This window comes from Bartonella occidentalis (assembly GCF_037070875.1).
Lineage (GTDB): Bacteria > Pseudomonadota > Alphaproteobacteria > Rhizobiales > Rhizobiaceae > Bartonella.
In genome coordinates, this window is sequence record NZ_JAYMZJ010000001.1 from 74,923 (window position 1) to 96,679 (window position 21,757).

Here is a 21,757-nt window from a genome sequence, read left to right on the forward strand (position 1 = left end):
TCTTCAACAGTCTCTTGTGGAGCTTCTAGGGGTGCCTCTGGCGTGACCTCTTCAACAGTCTCTTGTGGAGCTTCTGGGGGTGCCTCTGGCGTGACCTCTTCAACAGTCTCTTGTGGAGCTTCTGGGGATGCCTCTGGCGTGACCTCTTCAACAGTCTCTTGTGGAGCTTCTGGGGGTGCCTCTGGCGTGACCTCTTCAGCAGCCTCTTGTGGAGCTTCTGGGGATGCCTCTGGCGTGACCTCTTCAACAGTCTCTTGTGGAGCTTCTGGGGATGCCTCTGGCGTGACCTCTTCAGCAGCCTCTTGTGGAGCTTCTGGGGGTGCCTCTGGCGTGACCTCTTCAACAGTCTCTTGTGGAGCTTCCGGATTGGTTTCTAGTCCATTTTCTTTCCCCGATAGCATAGGCGTTACCTCAACATAACGCGGTTTTTCTTTCGGATTTAAGGGTGTAAGAACATCGACCTGTCCATCACCAAAATGATGCGCCTCTTCTTGTTCTTGTGGTTTTGAAGTTGGTTTTACCACAGGGATGACACCTACATGAGCATCTAACACCCCTTGTTGAGAAGAAAACTCCTGATCAAGAGGAGCGATAGTGACAGAAATGGCATCTAGAGGTTGTTGCGGCAAAGAGACGGGACTGTGAAAATGAACAATGGCAAGGCCAAAAAAAACTGTATGGATGATAAGGGATAAAAGCAGCCCTCGTTTCATACCATGATGAGAATTTTTTTCCATCTCTATACCTTGCACTTTTTATTGTTAATCACTGTGCCAAACTGGCCAAAGCAACCTGTGAAAAACCAGCTTTTTGAATATCGGCAAGTAGTTGTAAGACACGTTGATACTCAATAGTTTTAGCAGCACGCACAAAGATACGTTGTCCTTTTCGTGCAGGATCGGCCGTCAACTCTACTTTGAGCTGCGCAATTAAAGCGTCTGGCGTATCGTAATAATCTTGGTCAATAGCTAAGCGTCCTTGTTCATCAAGAGAAACCGTCAGTGGAGGTCTATCCATTTGCACAGATCCAGCATGACTATGGGGTAAATCAAGGGGAACACCATTGACCAAAAGCGGAGCAGAAACCATAAAAATAATCAATAAAACCAGCATTACATCAACAAAAGGTGTTACGTTAATTTCGCTCATTAATTGACTATGCGAATGATTCCGCTTGCGCATATTTTTTCGAGAAGAAGAAGCAACAGAAAATCCCATAGATATTCTCCTTTATGATGGTGACTGAGGTGTTCGTATTTCATCAATCCGCCGTGACATAATTGTCAAAAATTCATCAGCAAAACCTTCTATTTGTGCGATGATCTGGGCACTTTCATGAATCAACTTGTTATAAGAAATAACTGCTGGGATTGCCGCAAACAACCCAATAGCGGTCGCCAAAAGAGCCTCTGCAATACCTGGTGCGACAATCGCAAGGGAAGTATTTTGAGATGCCGAAATAGACAGAAACGAACCCATAATACCAATAACCGTTCCAAAAAGCCCGATAAACGGACCAGCTGACCCAAGCGTTGCTAAAAATCCTAATTTTGATTCTATTTTTGCACTTTCACGTCCTAAAGCAAGATCCATGGCCTTCTCAATTCTGCTCTGGAGACTGATTGATGTATGGATTCCTTTCGCAAGGGATTTTTTCCACTCTCCCATTGCTGCGATAAAAACCGTTGCTATGCTACTGGTTTTCTGACTTTTATAAGCGACATAAATGTCCTCCAGCGACCTTCCAGACCAAAATGCACGCTCAAATTCTTTTATATCATACCGTATTTTCCGATAAGTCAATATCTTATCAAAAATAATTGCCCAACTCCATATAGAAGCCAAAAGTAACCCAATCATAACAGCTTTAACAATCCAATTGGCTTGCATAAACAAGTGCAAAACTCCAATCGTTTCTGGATTCGTCAGTTCTACGTGCGGCATAATTTTGTCCCTCTAAATGAAAAATTCATCTATTAAAATAACAGTTTTAAAATTATAAAAAAAACAAATTTCAGTTTGTCTACAACTGGATCACACAATCTTGTTTTTTAAACGGATGGTACTCTTAAGCAAAGACTTTTGACAAAAAATCGTTGGGCAAACGTCGTGGTTTTCCTTCCTCATTAATAAGAGCAATTTCAACTTTTGCAGTAACCAACATTATCTTATCATGAAGAATATGTTGATCCATGAAAAAACGTGCTCCTTGAATGCGATTGACTCGTGTTTTAATTGTCAAAAGATTGTCGATTTGAGCTGGTTTGGAAAAATGAATTTCCATATGACGCACGACAAAAAACACCTTTTCACCCTGGGAGCCTGCTGCTAACACATCATTATTAAAACCCATATCCCGCAAAAATTCTGAACGTCCCCGCTCAAAAAATTCTAGATAGCGTGCATGATACACTATACCTGAAAAATCAGTATCAGCAACATAAACGCGCGCCTGAACATCACAAAAATGGCTTGTATTATTACTATCGAAAGGAGTTTCTCCAATCATCTGCCTGTCCCATAAAGTTATTTATATCAAAGGATTATCTTGTATACTAAGCAATTGAGCGTGTTTTTGTGTTAAAATCGTGGAAAGTTAAACACAAATTTCCAAATAAGTTCAAGCTTTTGGATAAAAAACAACTTTAATCATCTTCTCCCTCCCATAATGTTGTTTGTATTGGTAAATGATCTTGTGTACCAGATAGCTGAGCACGTTTTTGTATTGAATTTGCTGTAGCTGGAGGACAAAGTCCTAAATGACCCCAAGATTTTTCTGTAAGAATTCGCCCGCGAGCAGTTCGCTGAATAAAACCCTGTTGTAAAAGATAGGGTTCAATAATATCTTCAATAGCATCACGCGGTTCTGATAAGGCAGCAGCAATCGTTTCAATACCTACTGGTCCGCCTAAAAAAGTTTCCGCAATCAGCAACAAATAGCGATGATCAAGCGGGTCGAGTCCTAAATGATCAACTTCAAGACGAGAAAGTGCCTCATCTGCAACGGCACGGTCAATTTTTGCTGCACGTTTAACCAGAGCAAAATCACAAACACGGCGTAAAAGTCTCCCTGCAATCCGTGGAGTACCACGTGCACGGCGTGCAATTTCATGGGCACCATCATCACTAATCTGCACCGAAAAAATGCGCGCATTACGCTGAACAATATATTCCAATTCCTCTATGGTATAAAAATTTAACCGAATTGGAATTCCAAAACGATCCCGTAATGGTGTCGTCAAAAGACCCAAACGCGTCGTTGCCGCAACCAAGGTAAATTTTGCTAAGTCAATTTTAACCGAGCGTGCTGCTGGCCCCTCACCAATGATAAGGTCAAGCTGGTAATCCTCCATCGCTGGATAAAGAATTTCTTCGATTGCCGGACTTAAACGATGAATTTCATCAATAAAAAGAACATCACGTTCTTCTAGATTGGTTAAAAGAGCTGCCAAATCTCCTGCCTTAGCAATAACAGGACCCGAGGTAGAGCGAAAATTAACTCCTAATTCTTTAGCCATAATCTGTGAAAGGGTTGTTTTCCCCAATCCAGGTGGTCCCACAAATAAAACATGATCTAGCGCTTCTTGACGTGTCTTTGCAGCTTCAATAAATATTTTTAAATTTGCCCGTACAGCCTCTTGACCAATAAAATCATCAAGGACTTGTGGCCTTAAGGAACGATCGGGATCATCAGGAAAGGGAACACTACCAAGAAGGCGTTGATCTTCATCATCTTTATACATTTTTACCTTGAATTAAGTGGGAGAGAAAGCAATTTGAGACTATGACGAATGAGCAATGCTGAGGAAATCGTTTCCCCTTCAAGATCATTCATCGCTGAAGAAAGTGCACCAGCTGCTTTATCACGATCAAAACCGAGCTTAATCAAAGCAGAGAGTGCATCATTGATAGGTTGGTTTGTCTCTTCCAGATGAGAAGGAGCAGAAGTAGAATGAAGCGTATTTTCACCCAATTTCGGAGCTTTACTTTTGAGTTCCCTCACAATTCTTTCACTGACTTTCTTGCCAACCCCTGGAGCACGACTAATCATGGCAACATCATTTAATGCAATTGCTCGTGCCAATTCCTCTGGAGATAAAATGCCCAAAACTGTCAAAGCAACTTTTGCCCCTACACCTGGAACATTTTGCAGAAAACAAAACCATTCTTGTTCAGCTTTTGCTGCAAAACCAAAAAGGCGGATGGCATCTTCACGAACATATGTTTCAATAAATAAGCTTAAAGTTTCACCAAGAGATGGTAGCGAAGAATGAAGCCGATTTGAGATAAAAACAATATAGCCCACACCGTTAACATTCAAAATGATATGATCTTCAAAAATATGTTCAAGAATACCTTTTAATTTACCGATCATGCTATAAGACCTGAACGAGAATATAAATGAGAACGGTAGGAAGAATGACAAAGAGCAAGGGCAAGAGCATCAGCTGCATCATTGCTGTCAAATTCAGCGCGTGGAAGAAGAACTTTCACCATCATGTGAATTTGTTGCTTATCTCCATGACCAACACCAATAACCGACTTTTTAACTTTATTTGGAGCATATTCAAAAACTGGAAGATTTGCTTGCGCTGGAACAAGCAATGCAATAGCCCGTGCTTGACCGAGCTTTAAAGTTGCCGTCGCATCTTTATTGACAAAAACATGCTCGACAGAAGCCTCATGGGGCATAAATTTATGCAAAATATCTGACAGCCCTTGATAAAGCTGAGACAGTCTAGAAGAAAGATCACGCTTTGCATCAGAAGTAACAGTCCCTGCTGCAACAAATTGAAGACGATTGCCAGAAAGATCAATAACGCCCCACCCTGTTCGCCGTAACCCGGGATCAATACCTATAATACGAATCGTCTCTGCCATAAACGTAACTTTATGCTATTTTTTTATATTTGAATAGAGACTGGTTTAAGCAAACGGGATAAAAGAAGGATACAAAACAATAAAAGTGATACAACATACGAGAAATGTCTCAAAACTGGCTCTCCATGAAAAGAGAAGAGAAGAAAAGCAAAATAAATAAAAAAGAGCAAAAAGTGAACTTTCAAATCCTTTAAGAACCCTGAAAAGCGGTTTTAAGCAATTCGATTTGTTTTCCCACGGGATTATCATCATCCAAAACACGGGAAGAAAGGCGTTCTTTACTGTAACTCATATAGTGCATTCGCTCTTCTAGACGAAGTGAACAAACCACAAAATGGCGAAAAGCTTCTGGCAATTCTTGCCAATAAACACTTTTAAATTGTAAGGTTGGTGTATGCAGAGATACTTTTGCGATTTCTTTTTGTATTTGTTCTGGGGTCATTTCTCCTTCACGTTCTGCACGAAGAAGAAGGAGTTGAGAGGCTATTTGCATAAGCCGTGTACTTAAATACATTGCTTCTTTTGCATAAACTGCAGAAACTTCTGCTGAAAGAGAACGCGCAGCCAATTTCCCTTCTGTATCAATATAAACTGCGGTTTCTTCAATCAAAGCCATCGTCTCTTTATAGAGACGATTGAACGCATTTTCGAAAGCACCGTGCTCAATCATGATAATAGGTTCATCTTGATCATATGGATGTTTATTTGCGCTCACGCCTTTACACTCCAATATCAGCACAAAAATTATAACACTTAACGAATAAAGCAGAAAAAAGTTTCTTTCCTCATTGTGTAAATGCTTTTTAAAACTCTTAAAACTTCTGCGCAATCTGCTTTTTACGCTAAGGTTAATATCCCATAGAAAGACATTATGAAGGAATAAGCCTTCTTGAATAAACCCGATAAAAAAATCGGTGTCTTTGTCTTTCACAATAATAGGCAACAGCAAACTGCATAACAATACCACTTACAATCAATATACTATCGAAAAAAAATGTTCCCGTCATCACTGTTTTCAAAACTTGTCCCAACATCGCAAAAACAGTTCCGGTCACAAAAACTGGTAAACTGTGTCTGCCCAAAACTGCTAAGGGATGATTTGGCGATACACGAAACCAATTGTGCAAGCTAGGCAAGCAAAGGATAATAGACGATAAAGCAATAATATGGAACAAACGAGGAAGGCTTAAAAAAGTTTTATTAAAATTAATCAGCGGAGAAGACCACTGAAACCAACCCAAAACCCCCCACCAGCTTAAACGAACCCATAACAGCGCAACCAAAAGATAACCCGCTGAAAAAATAACCAAAAAAGGCTTAAAAGCAATTGTTTTTTCTTGTTGAAGATATAAAGTACTCGTCAACCCTATGATAAAAAGAAATTGCCATGACAAAGGATTCAAAAACCACTTGCCCGGTAACGGATAAGAAGGTGGAGCAATTTTATAAAATCCACAGACGAGGTAGAGCATGAACGAACCTAAAAGCAGTAGTTTTTTCTGTTTGCAGCCCAGATAAAGAACAAAAGGCGCAAAAATCATGAGCACAATATAAAGCGGAAGAATATTATTGTAGCCCAATTGGTGCCCAAAGCTTAATGTACTCAAAAGCGCAATGAAGGGTTGCGTTATAAATAACTTAATATTGTTCATCGATAACAGCTGTTCTACATGCCATAATAAAAAAGCTCCCAAAAAAATGCTTAAAGTTGCAAAAGTCGTGAAAAGATATGCCCCATAAAGCTGAAAAGCTCTCTTCCAAAGTTTACGGACAACAAATGTGAAAGACTGCCGATGTAAGTGAGCATGATAACTAAGGCCAAGAGAAACACCTGAAAGTAAAACAAATACTTCTGTTGAATCAGAGAAACCAAAATTTTTATGTGTTATATATTCGTATAAAGTTCCAGGAATATGGTTAATGAAAATCGTTAGCAAAGCGAAGGAGCGAAAAACATCAATGCATGTATTGCGGCTAGAAAGACGTGTATCATGACCTAAAACACCATGGTATCTCATTAATAGACTCCCATCAGTCATAAAAGAGTAGCATAGTTAAAAAAAACGCTTAATAAGATTATCTTTATCTTTAAGAGTCAAGGATTTTGTATGACACACCAAAAGAATCAGTCCACTGAGCCTTATGCATTTCCTCAATTGATTTTGACACTGGATGTTCGACGTCCTTTACATCTCATCTCTTTGCGCCAAATTATGCAAACAAAGTCTTTTGCGTGTGTTATCGTTTACGACTCTCAAGGTGATGATGCTTTTTTGCAAAAACAAGCACAAACTTATGCTGACGACATTCAGCATAATGATGCTGCCCTTCTCATCGCTGGGGAGAACAGAGTTGCTGAACGGATAAAAGCAGATGGCTTACATCTAGAGAGAGATCTTGACGCACTTAAAAACCTAAAAAATCAGAACAATAAACAAAAAATAAGAGGGTTTGGAAATGTACGCGATCGCCATTGCGCAATGGTTGCAGCAGAAGCTAATGCTGATTATCTGTTATTTGGAAAATTAGGCGCTGATAAAAAACCACATGCACACGCCCGCAATCTTCAGTTAGCCCAATGGTGGGCAGAAATTATGGAAACCCCAGCAATTATCCAAGCCGGAAGTGATTTTGAAACCTTTGATGAGGTCATAAACACTGCATGCGAATTTATTGCTGTTGAAGAAATAATTTTTACCCATAATAACCCTTTAACCATACTTAAATTGATAAAAGAAAAATGCAAAAATTTTCCCCTATTGGAGAAGAGGAAACATCCATGCTAAAGAAAGGCGTTAAACTACTAATCTTAAAAGTTATTTGGTTTACCATAGCTTGTGCAAATTCTGTTAACGCCGAGGAAATCTCAGATTTTGAACATTCTTTCAATACCATTCAAGATACTTCAAGCCATAATGAAAAATCTTTTCAACCTTTAAAAGCTGGACAATATGATCAGGCCTACGATTATTACGTCCAAGGCTATTATTTGAAAGCCTTCCGTGAAGCACTCAGACGTGCTGAACAAAATGATCCTATCGCTCAAACCTTGGTTGCTCGACTGTATATGGAAGGCTGTGCCGTTCCCACTGATGGAGCACGTGCTGCTTTATGGTTTGGACGTGCAGCAAAACAAGGAGAACCAAAAGCGCAACTGCGTTATGGTCTTATGTTGTTTGATGGTAATTTTGTTACACAAAATCAAAAGCTTGGTGAAGAATTTATTCGCAAATCAGCAGAAGCTGGTGTAAAAGAAGCCTATTTTTATTATGGGCAATTGTTTCTTTACAAAGCTGAGAGCGAAAAACAAGTTTTAGCAGGTGTCTCCTCACCAAGCCGAGACAGCGAAGCAGCAGAACAAGCCTTAAAATGGTTCTTAAAAGGCGCTGCCCTAGGCGATCCCGAAGCAGCTTTTGCTGCTGCAAAAATTCTCTCCTTGGGGACAATGACACGACCAAAAGATGATCGAAATGCACGCAGACTCTTAGAAGTTGCGGCTCAAAATAAACATCCCATGGCTCAAATCATTTTAGCACAGTGGCTTGTGCAAGGCCGTGGAGGAGAGCATGATTTTCAACGTGCGTTTCAGTTACTTCTTCCCAATGCTATTAATATGATTACACCAGCACAGATTTTTCTTGCAAGACTTTATCGAGATGGAATAGGAACCCAAGGCAATCTTGTGACAGCCGCTGCATGGTATATGGTCGCAAAACAAGCAAAAGCTCAAATACCTGACCTTGAAATTATGCTTCAAGGTATGGATAATGCGCAATTAGATGAAGCACGCAAAGAAGCAATAAAGTTACTTCCGGTTCTTTAGAGACGTGCTCAACGTTAAGTGATGTTCTTGGATTTCATGACATAAATAATCACAAAAATATTTGTGAAAATTTTTAAAGGGCTTGTATTTGAATTGTTTTTATGATCTTGCCAAGAACCAAAAATAAGATACAAAAAATCCTTTTTAGCTTTTCTCTCTACAAAGACAATAGGGAATTTCTCTATAAGGACAACAAGCAAGCTTTTTTGCAAGAACAGAATTGGACATAAATTATGAAAATTAATGGTAATGAAATTCGACCTGGTAACGTACTAGAGCATCAGGGAAGCTTATGGGTCGCAGTGAAATGCAACGCTGTGAAACCAGGAAAAGGCGGGGCATTTAATCAAGTCGAAATGAAAAATTTAATTGATGGGACAAAGCTCAATGAACGATTTCGCGCGGCTGAAACTGTTGAAAGGGTGCGCCTTGAACAAAAGGACTTTACTTTCCTTTATCAACAAGGTGATGCTTTGATTTTCATGGATTCACAATCCTATGAACAACTTGAATTACAAAAAGACTTTGTCGGTGAACGCGCCGCTTTTTTACAAGACGGCATGACCGTAACCGTTGAACTTTATCAAGAAAAACCCATTGGCATATCGCTGCCAGATCAAGTAAGCGTAACAATTTCTGAGGCTGACCCTGCAATAAAAGGACAAACGGTTACATCTTCCTATAAACCAGCAATTCTTGAAAATGGTATCCGAATTCTCGTGCCACCTTTTATTAATGCTGGTGAACGTATCATTGTTGATACCAACGAGTTAACTTATTTACGCCGTGCAAATGATAAAGGGTAAATAAAGGGATAAAACATGGCTCATTCTGCAATCATAAATGTCATGGTTCAAGCTGCAATGAAAGCTGGCCGCTCATTGGTGCGCGATTATGGTGAAGTACAAAATTTACAAGTGTCTTTGAAAGGACCTGCAAATTACGTCAGTCAAGCAGATCGCAAGGCTGAGAAAATTATTTTCAATGAATTGAGCAAAGCACGACCAAAATTTGGTTTTTTAATGGAAGAATCAGAAGAAATTATTGGTGAAGATTCTCAACATCGTTTCATTGTAGATCCTTTGGATGGAACAACGAATTTTTTACATGGCATTCCTTTTTTTGCTGTTTCCATTGCCTTAGAAAGTCAAGGACAGATCGTTGCGGGTGTGGTCTATAATCCCATTGGTGATGAGCTATTTACTGCTGAACGCGGTGGAGGTGCTTTCTTTAATGACAGACGCTGCCGCGTTTCGGCAAGGCGAAAATTAGAAGATTGTGTCATTGCGACAGGAGTTCCCCATTTAAGCCACCCCAACCATGGAGACTATCTTGTTGAATTGCGCAATGTGATGGCTAAAGTTGCTGGTATTCGCTGTTTTGGAGCCGCTTCTCTTGATTTAGCTTATGTCGCAGCGGGACGAACAGATGGATTTTGGAGCGAAAATCTTCAAATTTGGGATATGGCTGCCGGAATACTGATCATTCGTGAAGCTGGTGGTTTCACCATTGATAAAGAAGGCGGTTCCAATATATTTCGCAAAAAAAATATCATTGCTGGCAATGAATATATTCATACCAAATTAGAAAAAACCCTTAAAAAAAGCATTTGAACCTTTTAAAAGGCTACTCAAAAAACAGTATAATATCAAAGCACTCTTTTTGTAACCCTCGTAGATCATCACTGATAAATCAGTGATGATACTAATCTTTGATAAAAATAACTTACTCCGGCGAAAATTGTAGTTTAGCCAAGTGCGCATAAACCCCCTTTTTAGCAACAAGTTCTGCATGTGTTCCCTCTTCAACAAGAACACCTTTCTCCATAACAAGGATACGGTCTGCTTTTAAAATTGTTGCTAAACGATGGGCAATCACCAATGTTGTTCGGTTTTGCATCAGCCCTTCTAAGGCCTCTTGTACCAACTTTTCGCTGCTGGCATCTAAAGCTGATGTTGCTTCATCAAGTAACAAGAGCGGAGCATTTTTTAAAATTGCTCGTGCAATACCAATACGTTGTTTTTGGCCACCAGAAAGCATGATACCGCGTTCCCCCACTTGCGTGTTAAAGCCTCCTGGTAAAGCTTCGATAAATTCAAGTGCATTGGCCGTTTTAGCTGCCATGATGATTTGATCTTCATCAACATTTTCGGTTCCAAAGGCAATATTGTCGCGCAACGTACCATCAAAAATAACAGCATCTTGCGGGACATAAGAAATTGAGCTGCGTAAATCTCGAAGCGAAAGGTGGTCAATCTCAACACCATCAAATCGGATTTGACCACTTATCGGATCATAAAAACGAAGAAGTAAAGAAAAAATTGTGCTTTTTCCTGCCCCTGAAGCCCCAACAAATGCAACAGTTTCGCCGGCTTTGACAGAAAAGGAAAGAGAACGCAAAATCTTTTCTTCTGACCGAGAAGGATAACTAAAATCAACTTGGTCAAAAACAATTTCTCCTTGAACAGGTTGCGCCAATGGTGTGGGAGCTTTGGGAGCAACAATAGCCGGTTTTTCTTGCAATAATTCAGCAAGCCGTTCAGCAGCACCCACCGCTTGTATTAATTCTGCACCCAGTTCTGATAATTGTGCAAAAGTTGAAGCCCCAAAAACTGCATAAAGAATAAACTGACCTAATGTTCCACCAGACATAGTGCCATTTAAAACGTCGTGGGATCCAATCCATAAAACAGCAACAACACTGCTAAAAACCAAAAAAATTGCAAAGCCAGTCAGAAAAGAGCGTAAAATCACAGAAGAGCGTGCTGTTCGAAAGGCACGTTCCACTAACTCTGAAAAACGTGCAGAAATTTGTCTTTCAGCGGTAAAAGCTTGAACAATGCGCATAGCGCTTACCTGTTCAGTTGCTAAAGCATTAGCATCGGCTAAACGATCTTGCGCAGCGCGTGTTCGTGTACGAACCTTACGTCCAAAAATAATTAAGGGAATGGCAACACAGGGAATGGCAAGCAAAACCAGTAAAGATAATTTGGCATTGGTAATAACCATCATCACAATTGCTCCAATCACCACGATTAGGTGACGTAAAGCTGTAGAGGCAGTTGAACCAACGGCTGATTTTATTTGAGTTGTATCGGTTAAAAGCCGTGAAACAATTTCACCAGAATGAGATTTATCAAAAAAAGCAGGAGAAAGTTGCATAACATGCGCAAAAACATCGCGTCGTAAATCAGCAACAACCCGTTCTCCCAAAGTAATGACACAATAATAACGGCAAGCCGAAGAAAGCGCGAGAAGCAAAGCTAATAAAAACAAAATGCCGAAATAAAAATTGATATTGCCACGACTTGAAGTGGAAAAACCATGATCAAGCATTTGACGAATAGCAACAGGTAAAGCCAGAGTAACAAGAGCAGCAACAAGCAAAGCCAAACAAGCAAAAATAATGAGCCAACGGTACCGTATAATATAAGGGACAAGACTTGAAAGTGAGGAAAAAGACAGCTTGGAATGACGAGAATTCACGGATTTTTCTGAATGATTAGATAGCTTCATTAAATGTCTCTCATTATATTAGATTTTTTAACTCTCAAAGTTAATGATACACCTTGAACACTTGTTTTTTAGCACGTGGTCAGTTATAGGAACAATATCAATATAAGAACAATATTGTAATCAACTTATCAAAAAGACGAAGAGAACGCACTTAAAAAATAGAATATGCGCTATTTCGTTCTATAAAAGCAGAAGGTTTGTCCGTATGAAAGCGAATATTCATCCTGACTATCACAGAATTAACGTTGTTATGACAGATGGTACACAATATACAACGCGTTCCACTTGGGGAAAAGAAGGGGATACTCTTAATTTGGATATTGATCCCAAGACACACCCAGCATGGATCGGAGGATCCCAAACATTGGTAGATCGTGGTGGACGTGTTTCTAAGTTCAAGAATCGTTTTGGCAATCTTGGTATTTAAAGTTTTATTTTTAATCGTGAATGGCAAAAGGCTGAGAGAAGAGCGCGTTTTAGAAACGTGAAGGGTTTGTGTTCTGCTCTTAAAGAAGAGTGTAATTTAGGAACAAGGTGTTTTTTTATATGCTCTTAAGAAGATAGATCTGATCAATAAAGTTCTGTCTTCTCTCATGCAGTACTTTTTTATTTCAAAATCACTGCTTATTCCTTAAAAATTATTTATAGATCTGTATGTTAATTAAAAGGAGACAATACCTGTTCCTCCTTTTAATTTTGATAGTTTTTACGTTAATTTGCTATGCTGAAAGGTTTTCTTGGATTTTTTCCAGCTTTTGGTATAAGCTTTTTTATTCCCTCTTCTTGATTACTTAAATGTTTATTCTTGCATTGATTAAGTCATGCATATAAATGGGAAGGTTATTTAAGCAAAGGATTAGCGGACTCATGCAGTTCCAGCAGTTGAATCAAATAGCGTTCAAACAGCTATTATTTTATTGAACAAGAAAGTTCTACTTTAGCTAAAAAAAAACGAACAATTCCCAAAAATTCTGAAAAAATCATGAAAATACACCGCCTCATGAGTACTTATTTTAGTACACATACACCTAGAGAAATGTATAGAATTGCAATGTGCTGTTGGGTTTCATTTTCTCGAGAATATCAACTAATGAAGAGCTCATACCACGTACCCGCCAAGCCTTTTTAGGTTTTATTTACTCAAAAATGTAAAGGAATGAAGAGAATTTTTCGCGGTAAGCTTTCTCAACGCTGTTGAAGAGTTTCATTTGCTCAAGAATGTTATGATAACGTTCTCCAAAATGAATTTCAAACTTATCTGATGACACCTGAAACAAAATTCATTTTAGACTGTGGAAGACTATATAAAAATTGAAATTGCGTTGCGCATCATATGATTAATTCTTCTGATTTCCATGAAGATATGCATGCAACATTAATGAATATTATACGAAATACTCATGTTCTATCAACAAACTGGTACACTATTTTAAAAGGATTATTCCAAACGTTATTATTTATCCTTGCAAAGAAAACCATTCAATTTTTGAGACGCTCCACATACTCCCTCAATCATGATTGGATACCGACCTACCAATTCCATAAAATCTGCGCTATTATTTTACGTGATAAAATAAGATGTCAAATAATAACATAGAAAATAGCCGTATCTATAAATATTCAATAATTTATTTTGGAGAGCAATTTAAAAACCCCATATAAGTGCTGAGCTTAGAAGATATATTGAAATGTTACGGATTACTGCCATGCATTCTATTCAATAATATAGAAGCTATCTTTTTTCTATATTAGATAAAAAATTAAAGTGTATGAGAATTAACTGTATTCTCCTTATTAATGCTTGAGCAGCAGTTAGCAAACGTATTATCGAGTAAATCGAATTATTTATTAGGAGAGATGATTTATTGTTCAACATATCCATTTGTTGAGTAAATTGTACAGCTGGCATCTAAAAGATACGCTATAAAAAGCATAATCTGATATTAATAAAGAAGAGCAGGATATGAAATCGTCGAGCTCTCATCTTTTTTAGCATCCTATTTTACCGATGACAGGCTCCCGTTCAAAAAGCTTTTAATTCATAAAAAATTTTATTTGAACCAGCTCGTATAAAATAAATGGTAACATAATAAATATAAGAGAGAGCATGTACCATTTCTTTTAGACACAATAATTTATAATAAGGGCGCTCGAGAATTTCCGTAAACCAATTTTAAAAGCATAAAGAACACACACACATTATCGCTTTCAAAACGACAAAACATACTTTACAAATTTAAAAAAAACATTTTAAACTCATTCGGAGAAAACATAGAGATAAAATCGGTTATCCTTGTAAAACTGTAACGATCACAACCGTATTTATGACGATCATAACTGTATCCCTTAAGTCATTTTACAAAATTGTCATCACAACTCATAACCTATTATAGGCAATAGACACTTGCTGCATCAAGAACTCTCTCCTTGTTCCAAGGCCATTTCTCGATACCTCCACAATGACGACCTACATCCATGAAACCATTAGGTCATCGCCCTATTGATCTACAAAAAATCTTATCTGTTATTGAACAACACCTAATGTGTTTCACACTACCCTTACAATCAAACGATTCATAAGCTGGGAACTTAATCCACTTATAAGCTCCCTTTTGTAATCTCTCTTTTATAGCTTACAGTTAAATATTTTTATGAAAGATAATCACGCATACGATAGAAAAACTATTAAAGACAATATACGCTTATCCTTAAAAATCAATATATCACAGCATTTGAACACAAGACTTGTATCATTTAAGCGTAAGACTTTTCTTGTTCTTTGGCCCATTCTCCTAAAGAAGCAAGATGATTCATCCGTGCACGATGTGAAAAAGCTTTTTGTGCAATAGCAATATTTTCATGTTTCCCAGCCCACGCTTTTAATGCAGCTGCTTGCAACGCTCGTCCATAAGAAAAGGTCAATTTCCAAGGTAATACTTCTCCCAAAGCATTCATAGCTGATAAATGAGCCGTTGCTTCTTCATCGGGCTGTCCTCCAGAAAGAAAAGCAATACCAGGAACAGCCGCAGGAACAGTTTGCTTAAGAACACGAACTGTTTTTTCAGCGACCTCTTCAACTGAAGCAACCCTCGCATTTTTTCCATCAATCACCATATTGGGTTTCAAAATCATACCCTCTAAAAGGACACGTGCTCCAGATAATTCTTTAAAAACGGTGTTTAAGACAGCTTTTGTCACCTCAAAGCAGCGCGCGATTGAATGCTGGCACGATTGTCCATCCATCAGGACTTCTGGCTCAACAATCGGCACAAGACCTGCTTCCTGACATAAAGCAGCATAACGCGCTAAGGCTTGTGCATTTTGTCTGATTGCCCCTCTGGTTGGCAGAGCATGCTCATCAATTGCGATTACTGCCCGCCATTTAGCAAAACGTGCTCCTAAAGCATAATAATCTTTTAAACGCTCACGAAGACCATCTAACCCTTCTGTAATCATTTCCTGAGGGAATGCTGCCAATGGTTTTGCACCAGTATCAACTTTAATACCTGGCAAAGCACCAGCATCACGAATAAGATCTGTCAACATTTGCCCCGTGGATGCTTTCTGACGAATTGTTTCATCAAATAAGATGACGCCAGAAATAGCGCTTTTCATTGCTTCTTTTGCTGTAAAAAGCATTTCACGGTAAGCACGGCGATTATCTTCGTTCGATTCAATACCAATACTTTCAAAACGCTTTCCAATCGTAGCGGTACTTTCATCCGCCGCCAAAATACCTTTACCTGGGTAAACTAAAGCAAGTGCAATATCTTCAAGACGTTCATTCATAAAAAGTTCCTTTTTTTACCTTAATTTTCAAACGTAAGTAACGCAACAGCACAGCTTTTATACCCATAATATAGGACTACCCTTTAAATCTACCCTTTAATTCTGCATAAGAGCACGAATGCCAGGAAGCACTTTTCCTTCCATCCATTCCAAAAAAGCTCCCCCTGCAGTTGAGAGATAAGTAAAATCATCAGCTACACCAGCATGGTTAAGTGCAAAAACCGTATCTCCTCCTCCAGCAATTGAAACCAATTGTCCTTGTTTACTGCGCTGTGCTGCATGGCGCGCAACCATAATCGTTCCCTGATCAAAAGGCGACATTTCAAAAACACCAATAGGTCCATTCCACACAAGGGTCTCAGCCTCATCAATCACTGCATTAACACGATCAACAGAGCGCTTACCAATATCCAAAATCATTCCATTATCAGGAATATCACCAATCTCATAAAGATGATGCGGCGTATTTTTTTCAAAATGAAACCCCACCACTGCATCAATCGGTAACAGAAGTGAACATTGGCATTTCCGTGCTTTTTCCATGATCTTTAGTGTGGTTTCCACCAAAGCATTTTCACACAAGGACTTTCCAACACAAATACCTTGTGCAGCTAAAAAACTATTGGCCATGCCACCGCCAATTACCAAATGATCAACCTTTTCAACTAAATGATTGAGCACAAAAAGCTTACTTGAAACTTTAGCTCCTCCAACAATAGCGACCACTGGACGTTTTGGATTCCCAAGCCCTTTTTCTAATGCCCGCAATTCACATTGCAGAGCACGCCCCGCATAAGAGGGTAATAAACGTGTGATTCCGTCCACAGAAGCATGGGAACGATGAGAAACCGAAAAAGCATCATTGATATAAAGATCAGCATTATGAGCTAAAGCTTCGGCAAAAAAACAATCATTCTTTTCTTCACCTGGATGAAAGCGAACATTTTCAAGCAGCAAAACGGCACCGTTTTGCAACCCTTCAACTGCTGTCTGCACTGAAGAACCAATACAATCGGGTGTAAATATCACCGGTTGATTAAGTATTTTTTCTAAAACTTCAACAACAGGGCGCAATGAAAATTCCTGTTTCACCTTTCCGTTGGGACGACCACAATGAGAAAGAAGAATAATTTTAGCGCCACGTTTTTGCAGCTCCATGATTGTCTCTTTATGTCGTTCAAGACGCATTCCATCACAGACCTTGCCTTGCGCCATTGGCACATTAAAATCCACCCGTACGAGAACACGTTTCCCAGTAACATCAACATCATCAAGTGTACGAAAACCCATCACTGCTCCTCTTCACTTTCTGTTGTTTCCAACAACTGTATCTGTTCAACTTTCTCTTTACTTAAAATTATAGCTTGTATCTTCTAAATCCTTATCCTGTATATCACTCTCTTAGGAAAATCCCCCCTCTTTACAAATAACAGAAGCTTTTTTCCTAAAAATAGCGCATTTTAGTTTTTTCTATAAAAGGCTTAGAAAGGCCTTTTTTCTTAAATTGTTTTAGCAAAAGCCACAGCAGTATCAGCCATGCGGTTTGAAAAACCCCACTCATTATCGTACCAAACCAAAACACGACAGAATTTACCATCGATTACCTTCGTTTGATCATTGTGAAAAATAGCTGAATGTGGATTATGATTAAAATCAGAACTGACAAGTTTTTCTTCTGTATAATCCAAAACTCCCCTAAGCGACCCCTGTGCAGCTATACCAATAGCCGCATTAATTTCTTCAACGGTTGTGGACTTTTTCGCTGTAAATGTAAAATCAACAACGGAAACATTAGGGGTTGGCACACGAATCGCCACGCCATCGAGCAATTCTTTTAATTCTGGCAAGATCAGTCCGACAGCCTTCACCGCCCCTGTTGAGGTAGGAATCATAGAAAGAGCTGCCGCACGAGCACGATAAAGGTCGCGGTGCATTGTATCCAATACAGGTTGATCACCTGTATAAGAATGAATCGTTGTCATAAAGCCCCTTTCAATTCCAACCGTATTGCACAACACTTGCGCGACAGGTGCTAAACAATTTGTTGTGCAAGAAGCATTTGAAACGACCAAATGTTGCTTTTTCAAATCCTGATGGTTAACCCCATAAACCACTGTTAAGTCTGCACCTTTAGAAGGTGCCGAAACAAGAACACGCTTTGCACCTGCTTCCAAATGAGCACAGGCTTTATCACGTTCAGTAAAAATACCCGTACATTCCAAAGCAATATCAATACCCAAATTTTTCCAAGGTAGTTTTGTTGGGTCTTTCTCTGACGTCACCTTTATCAAGCGACGCTCAACATTAATTGTATCCCCAGCAACCTCAACGCTTCCAGGGAAACGCCCATGAACTGAATCATAACGCAATAAATGAGCATTTATCTCGACCGCCCCCAAATCATTAATTGCCACGATCTCAATATCTTGTCGACCACTTTCCACAACAGCACGCAAAATATTGCGCCCAATCCGACCAAACCCATTAATTGCAACACGAACAGTCATTTTACATTTTCCTTATTCATTTTTTTAAGCTCATTTTCAACGATAGAAACCACATGCTCACAAGTAATACCAAAGTGCGTATAAAGTTCGTCAATTGTTCCACTCGCCCCAAATCCGTCCATACCGATAAAGATACCTTTATGACCAATAAAGCGATCCCATCCTTGCCGAACTGCGGCTTCAAGTGCAATTTTAATGGGTGCATCACCAATTAAAGCGCGTTGATATGAAAGAGACTGTTGATCAAATAATTCAAAACAAGGTACAGAAACCACACGTGTTGGAATGCTGCTTGCTTCCAACACGGCATGTGCTTTCACAGCAATTTGCAATTCTGAACCGGAAGCAAACAGAGTTACTTGAGCATCATCACTCGCTGTCAATAATTCATAAGCCCCCAGCATACATAAATTTTCTTCCTCATATTCTTGACGCAAGAGCGGTAAATTTTGTCTGCTCAAAGCCAAAGTAGAAGGTGTTTTGCGTGATTTTAAAGCCAACTGCCAACACTCTACTGTTTCCATAGCATCAGCGGGTCTAAAAACAAAATGGTTAGGAAGTGCCCGCAATGCAGCCAAATGTTCCACTGGCTGGTGTGTAGGACCATCTTCCCCAAGACCAATTGAATCATGCGTCATAACATAAATAACCCGCAACCCCATGAGAGAAGAAAGACGCATCGCAGGACGCATATAGTCAGAAAAGCATAAAAAAGTTCCCCCATAAGGAATAAAGCCACCATAAAGGGCAAGCCCATTCATCATCGCTGCCATAGCATGTTCACGAATTCCATAATGCAGATAGCGCCCTGAAAAGTCATCAGCAGAAATAACTTTCATCTGAGAAGTTTTAGTATTATTGGATCCAGTTAAGTCAGCAGAACCACCAAGAGTTTCTACCACAAGCTCGTTGATAACCTCGAGAGCCATTTCAGAAGCTTTACGCGTCGCAACGAAAGGACAATCTTCAACCAATTGCTTTTTATAAGCATCGATAGCGCTATCTAGCCCCCCCACAAGATCGCCCCGCATCAACCGTTCAAATTCTACCCTCTCTAACACGGGAATATTGGCTAATTTTTCTTCCCATTTTTGACGTTTTTTAGCGGCATTTAAACCTGCCAAACGCCAATTATCAAGAATATCAGCTGGGACAACGAACGGCTCAGCATTCCAGCCTAAGGAAACACGTGTTACAGCAATTTCCCGTTCACCCAAAGGTGCACCATGAGCTTTATTAGTTCCCGCTTTATTTGGCGCACCAAATCCAATAATTGTTTTACAGGCGATCAAAGTTGGTTTATCAGAATCTCGCGCAGTTTCAAGAGCCTGCGCTATTGCTGCTTGGTCATGCCCATTGACTTCAAGCGTATTCCAACCCGATGCTTTAAAACGAGCAATCTGATCTGTACTGTCAACAAGAGAGATATCTCCATCGATTGAAATATTATTATCATCCCACAGCACTATGAGCTTGCTTAATTTTAAATGGCCAGCGAGTGAAATTGCTTCTTGGGAAATCCCTTCCATGAGGCATCCATCTCCAACCAACGCATAGGTATAATGGCTGATTAAATCACCAAAACGCGCGTTATACAAACGCTCTCCAAGAGCCATTCCCACAGCATTAGCTAACCCCTGCCCGAGCGGTCCTGTCGTTGTTTCTATTCCTGCGATATGCCCATATTCTGGATGTCCAGCGACTTTGGACTTTATTTGGCGAAAGTTTTTGAGATCCTCAACGGTGATATCTTCATAACCAGAGAGATACAGCAAAGCATAAAGCAACATGGATCCATGCCCAGCAGATAACACAAAGCGATCACGATTTGGCCAACAAGGTTTTTTAGGGTCATGGGCAAGAAATTTTGTGAAAAGAACAGTAGCAATATCAGCTGCCCCCATTGGTAAACCAGGATGACCAGAATTTGCTTTTTCAATCGCATCAATAGCAAGGAAACGGATAGCATTGGCCATCTGATTTTGTTGTTCGGTATTTGTCATGAATGATAAACCATTTCATTAAACTCGTTATTTTTAGCGCTTTTTATTTACTTAAGAATAGTGTTCAGTATGTTTCAGTTTTTCGCGTCTATCCTTTGTGATCAACTTATAAGTACAATGCCTTCACAAATTTTCACGCACATACCATTTATGCCAACAATATTAAAAAATCCAGCTTTTAATTCACATGTATCCCCTGCTTTGCTTGCCAAAATATCTTACATACTTAAAAATAAAATAAATGATTCTTTTTTGTATAAAGTGCTGATATAAAGATATAATCATCCAAAGGATATAATCATCATGAACCAAGAGACTACGGTTCTGCCATATGCTTTAGAGCAACTAGAAAAGGCACTAAGAACCTTAGAGATTGCTATTATAAACCGTAATGCTGTTATTGATAAAAGCAACGAATGGGAAGAAGAAATTCAACAAATGAACGCTGATCGTAGCCGTCTTGCCCAAGCACTAGATAAAACCGAAGCCCATATCGAGCGGCTAGAGGCAGTCAATAAAGAAGTTTCCAAACGATTAATTAAAGCAATGGAAACGATTCGCGTCGTCATTGATAGATAAGGGTTTAAACACATGGAAACCGTTTCCGTCACAATTGATGGTAAAATTTATCGTATTGCTTGTGATAAAGGACAAGAACACCATCTCATAAGACTTGCAGCTCAATTGGATAAATATATTGCACACCTAAAAGAAAATTTTGGTGAAATCGGCGATAATCGTTTATCGATTATGGCAGGCATTATGGTTATCGATGAAATGGAGGAGATAAAACAAGAACATAAAAAATTGCAAGAAGATTATAATGCTCTTTTACGACAACATCATGAAAAAGAGCGAACCATGAGCAAAATTATGCGAGACACAACTGAACGAATTGAAAAGATCACTCACCAATTGCTCAAAGATAATGAGAATAATACAATAGATCTTTCAGCAAAAGAAAATCTATGAATCTGAAAAACTAATCGGTCTATGCAAAACAATTTTTCATGATAGCGATAATAGTATACGTGTAATATGCTTATGCAACTCACTATTTATGTACAATTCTTATTTTGATTTTTTCGACTTAGAAAATCATCAGTATAAGGAATTCACTTTCTATAAAAATAAAAAGAAATCAATCCTAATAAAAACTAGAGGAGAAGAATTCATTAAAGAAAATTAAATACAAAGTTCACATAAGCACTTAAAGATCCATATGGTTATTCGTAGTG

20 protein-coding genes and 1 pseudogene are annotated in these 21,757 nt (G+C 39.0%); 7 read left to right on the forward strand and 14 right to left on the reverse strand.

Translation table 11 applies throughout. The annotated features are described in order from the left end of the window. The 9 genes and pseudogenes from WCP78_RS00345 to WCP78_RS00385 all read right to left on the reverse strand — a co-directional run. A pseudogene (locus WCP78_RS00345) lies at positions 1-737 on the reverse strand (hypothetical protein); the annotation flags it as partial. A 28-nt stretch (positions 738-765) separates the two neighbouring features. Then, on the reverse strand, positions 766-1,218 hold the full coding sequence (gene tolR, locus WCP78_RS00350; protein WP_336278533.1) for a protein TolR: 453 nt from the start codon (positions 1,216-1,218) through the stop codon (positions 766-768). 12 nt (positions 1,219-1,230) lie between these two features. Next, positions 1,231-1,944, reverse strand: coding sequence for a protein TolQ (gene tolQ / locus WCP78_RS00355; protein ID WP_336278534.1), 714 nt, complete (start codon positions 1,942-1,944; stop codon positions 1,231-1,233). A 124-nt stretch (positions 1,945-2,068) separates the two neighbouring features. After that, on the reverse strand, positions 2,069-2,509 hold the full coding sequence (gene ybgC / locus WCP78_RS00360; RefSeq protein ID WP_336278535.1) for a tol-pal system-associated acyl-CoA thioesterase: 441 nt from the start codon (positions 2,507-2,509) through the stop codon (positions 2,069-2,071). A gap of 136 nt (positions 2,510-2,645) precedes the next feature. After that, positions 2,646-3,743 (reverse strand): Holliday junction branch migration DNA helicase RuvB, encoded by a 1,098-nt coding sequence (gene ruvB / locus WCP78_RS00365; protein WP_336278536.1) that lies wholly within the window; start codon positions 3,741-3,743, stop codon positions 2,646-2,648. A gap of 2 nt (positions 3,744-3,745) precedes the next feature. Then, positions 3,746-4,375, reverse strand: a complete 630-nt coding sequence (gene ruvA, locus WCP78_RS00370) for a Holliday junction branch migration protein RuvA (RefSeq protein WP_336278537.1) — start codon at positions 4,373-4,375, stop codon at positions 3,746-3,748. Continuing rightward, positions 4,372-4,881 (reverse strand): crossover junction endodeoxyribonuclease RuvC, encoded by a 510-nt coding sequence (gene ruvC, locus WCP78_RS00375; protein WP_336278538.1) that lies wholly within the window; start codon positions 4,879-4,881, stop codon positions 4,372-4,374. Before ruvC ends, ruvA begins: the two co-directional genes overlap by 4 nt. Positions 4,882-5,071: 190 nt before the next feature. Next, positions 5,072-5,596, reverse strand: coding sequence for a DUF1465 family protein (locus tag WCP78_RS00380; protein WP_336278539.1), 525 nt, complete (start codon positions 5,594-5,596; stop codon positions 5,072-5,074). A 154-nt stretch (positions 5,597-5,750) separates the two neighbouring features. Then, positions 5,751-6,899 (reverse strand): OpgC family protein, encoded by a 1,149-nt coding sequence (locus WCP78_RS00385; RefSeq protein WP_336278540.1) that lies wholly within the window; start codon positions 6,897-6,899, stop codon positions 5,751-5,753. Positions 6,900-6,989: 90 nt separating this feature from the next. Between WCP78_RS00385 and WCP78_RS00390 the strand changes: the two genes are divergently transcribed. From WCP78_RS00390 to WCP78_RS00405, 4 genes are all read left to right on the forward strand, one after another. Continuing rightward, a complete protein-coding gene (locus WCP78_RS00390; RefSeq protein ID WP_336278541.1) occupies positions 6,990-7,667 on the forward strand; it encodes a thiamine phosphate synthase in 678 nt (225 codons plus the stop codon). Then, positions 7,661-8,704, forward strand: coding sequence for a tetratricopeptide repeat protein (locus WCP78_RS00395; protein ID WP_336278542.1), 1,044 nt, complete (start codon positions 7,661-7,663; stop codon positions 8,702-8,704). Before WCP78_RS00390 ends, WCP78_RS00395 begins: the two co-directional genes overlap by 7 nt. Positions 8,705-8,937: 233 nt before the next feature. Next, on the forward strand, positions 8,938-9,510 hold the full coding sequence (efp, locus tag WCP78_RS00400) for an elongation factor P (RefSeq protein ID WP_336278543.1): 573 nt from the start codon (positions 8,938-8,940) through the stop codon (positions 9,508-9,510). A 15-nt stretch (positions 9,511-9,525) separates the two neighbouring features. Next, complete coding sequence (locus WCP78_RS00405; RefSeq protein WP_336278544.1) at positions 9,526-10,317, forward strand: inositol monophosphatase family protein; 792 nt, start codon at positions 9,526-9,528, stop codon at positions 10,315-10,317. A gap of 112 nt (positions 10,318-10,429) precedes the next feature. Here WCP78_RS00405 and WCP78_RS00410 read toward each other — a convergent pair whose 3' ends face one another. Then, on the reverse strand, positions 10,430-12,220 hold the full coding sequence (locus tag WCP78_RS00410) for an ABC transporter transmembrane domain-containing protein (RefSeq protein WP_336278545.1): 1,791 nt from the start codon (positions 12,218-12,220) through the stop codon (positions 10,430-10,432). A 205-nt stretch (positions 12,221-12,425) separates the two neighbouring features. Between WCP78_RS00410 and rpmE the strand changes: the two genes are divergently transcribed. Then, positions 12,426-12,647, forward strand: coding sequence for a 50S ribosomal protein L31 (gene rpmE / locus WCP78_RS00415; RefSeq protein ID WP_336278546.1), 222 nt, complete (start codon positions 12,426-12,428; stop codon positions 12,645-12,647). Positions 12,648-14,974: 2,327 nt separating this feature from the next. On the opposite strand, the gene WCP78_RS00420 is transcribed toward rpmE, so the two are convergent. The 4 genes from WCP78_RS00420 to tkt form a co-directional block, all read right to left on the reverse strand. After that, positions 14,975-16,009 (reverse strand): class I fructose-bisphosphate aldolase, encoded by a 1,035-nt coding sequence (locus tag WCP78_RS00420; protein WP_336278547.1) that lies wholly within the window; start codon positions 16,007-16,009, stop codon positions 14,975-14,977. A 96-nt stretch (positions 16,010-16,105) separates the two neighbouring features. Next, positions 16,106-17,299 (reverse strand): phosphoglycerate kinase, encoded by a 1,194-nt coding sequence (locus WCP78_RS00425; protein ID WP_336278548.1) that lies wholly within the window; start codon positions 17,297-17,299, stop codon positions 16,106-16,108. Positions 17,300-17,508: 209 nt separating this feature from the next. Beyond that, positions 17,509-18,516 carry a type I glyceraldehyde-3-phosphate dehydrogenase gene (gap, locus tag WCP78_RS00430; protein ID WP_336278549.1) on the reverse strand — a complete coding sequence of 336 codons (1,008 nt, stop codon included), beginning with the start codon at positions 18,514-18,516 and terminating at the stop codon, positions 17,509-17,511. Beyond that, positions 18,513-20,519, reverse strand: coding sequence for a transketolase (gene tkt / locus WCP78_RS00435; RefSeq protein ID WP_336278550.1), 2,007 nt, complete (start codon positions 20,517-20,519; stop codon positions 18,513-18,515). The genes gap and tkt overlap by 4 nt, the downstream gene beginning before the upstream one ends. Before the next feature lie 303 nt (positions 20,520-20,822). On the opposite strand from tkt, the gene WCP78_RS00440 reads away from it, so the two are divergent. Both WCP78_RS00440 and WCP78_RS00445 read left to right on the forward strand, forming a co-directional pair. Next, complete coding sequence (locus WCP78_RS00440) at positions 20,823-21,098, forward strand: DUF4164 domain-containing protein (RefSeq protein ID WP_336278551.1); 276 nt, start codon at positions 20,823-20,825, stop codon at positions 21,096-21,098. A gap of 12 nt (positions 21,099-21,110) precedes the next feature. After that, complete coding sequence (locus WCP78_RS00445) at positions 21,111-21,491, forward strand: cell division protein ZapA (protein ID WP_336278552.1); 381 nt, start codon at positions 21,111-21,113, stop codon at positions 21,489-21,491. Positions 21,492-21,757: the final 266 nt, after the last annotated feature.

Excerpts from the sequence above, each read along its gene's own strand:
- WCP78_RS00425 (WP_336278548.1), bottom strand. The coding sequence starts at position 17,299 with ATGGGTTTTCGTACACTTGATGATGTTGATGTTACTGGGAAACGTGTT.
- WCP78_RS00420 (WP_336278547.1), bottom strand. The coding sequence starts at position 16,009 with ATGAATGAACGTCTTGAAGATATTGCACTTGCTTTAGTTTACCCAGGT.
- ruvA (WP_336278537.1), bottom strand. The coding sequence starts at position 4,375 with ATGATCGGTAAATTAAAAGGTATTCTTGAACATATTTTTGAAGATCAT.
- WCP78_RS00445 (WP_336278552.1), top strand. The coding sequence starts at position 21,111 with ATGGAAACCGTTTCCGTCACAATTGATGGTAAAATTTATCGTATTGCT.
- ybgC (WP_336278535.1), bottom strand. The coding sequence starts at position 2,509 with ATGATTGGAGAAACTCCTTTCGATAGTAATAATACAAGCCATTTTTGT.
- WCP78_RS00405 (WP_336278544.1), top strand. The coding sequence starts at position 9,526 with ATGGCTCATTCTGCAATCATAAATGTCATGGTTCAAGCTGCAATGAAA.
- WCP78_RS00440 (WP_336278551.1), top strand. The coding sequence starts at position 20,823 with ATGAACCAAGAGACTACGGTTCTGCCATATGCTTTAGAGCAACTAGAA.
- WCP78_RS00390 (WP_336278541.1), top strand. The coding sequence starts at position 6,990 with ATGACACACCAAAAGAATCAGTCCACTGAGCCTTATGCATTTCCTCAA.
- WCP78_RS00385 (WP_336278540.1), bottom strand. The coding sequence starts at position 6,899 with ATGAGATACCATGGTGTTTTAGGTCATGATACACGTCTTTCTAGCCGC.
- tkt (WP_336278550.1), bottom strand. The coding sequence starts at position 20,519 with ATGACAAATACCGAACAACAAAATCAGATGGCCAATGCTATCCGTTTC.
- WCP78_RS00410 (WP_336278545.1), bottom strand. The coding sequence starts at position 12,220 with ATGAAGCTATCTAATCATTCAGAAAAATCCGTGAATTCTCGTCATTCC.
- tolQ (WP_336278534.1), bottom strand. The coding sequence starts at position 1,944 with ATGCCGCACGTAGAACTGACGAATCCAGAAACGATTGGAGTTTTGCAC.
- efp (WP_336278543.1), top strand. The coding sequence starts at position 8,938 with ATGAAAATTAATGGTAATGAAATTCGACCTGGTAACGTACTAGAGCAT.
- ruvC (WP_336278538.1), bottom strand. The coding sequence starts at position 4,881 with ATGGCAGAGACGATTCGTATTATAGGTATTGATCCCGGGTTACGGCGA.
- ruvB (WP_336278536.1), bottom strand. The coding sequence starts at position 3,743 with ATGTATAAAGATGATGAAGATCAACGCCTTCTTGGTAGTGTTCCCTTT.
- WCP78_RS00395 (WP_336278542.1), top strand. The coding sequence starts at position 7,661 with ATGCTAAAGAAAGGCGTTAAACTACTAATCTTAAAAGTTATTTGGTTT.
- tolR (WP_336278533.1), bottom strand. The coding sequence starts at position 1,218 with ATGGGATTTTCTGTTGCTTCTTCTTCTCGAAAAAATATGCGCAAGCGG.
- rpmE (WP_336278546.1), top strand. The coding sequence starts at position 12,426 with ATGAAAGCGAATATTCATCCTGACTATCACAGAATTAACGTTGTTATG.
- gap (WP_336278549.1), bottom strand. The coding sequence starts at position 18,516 with ATGACTGTTCGTGTTGCAATTAATGGGTTTGGTCGGATTGGGCGCAAT.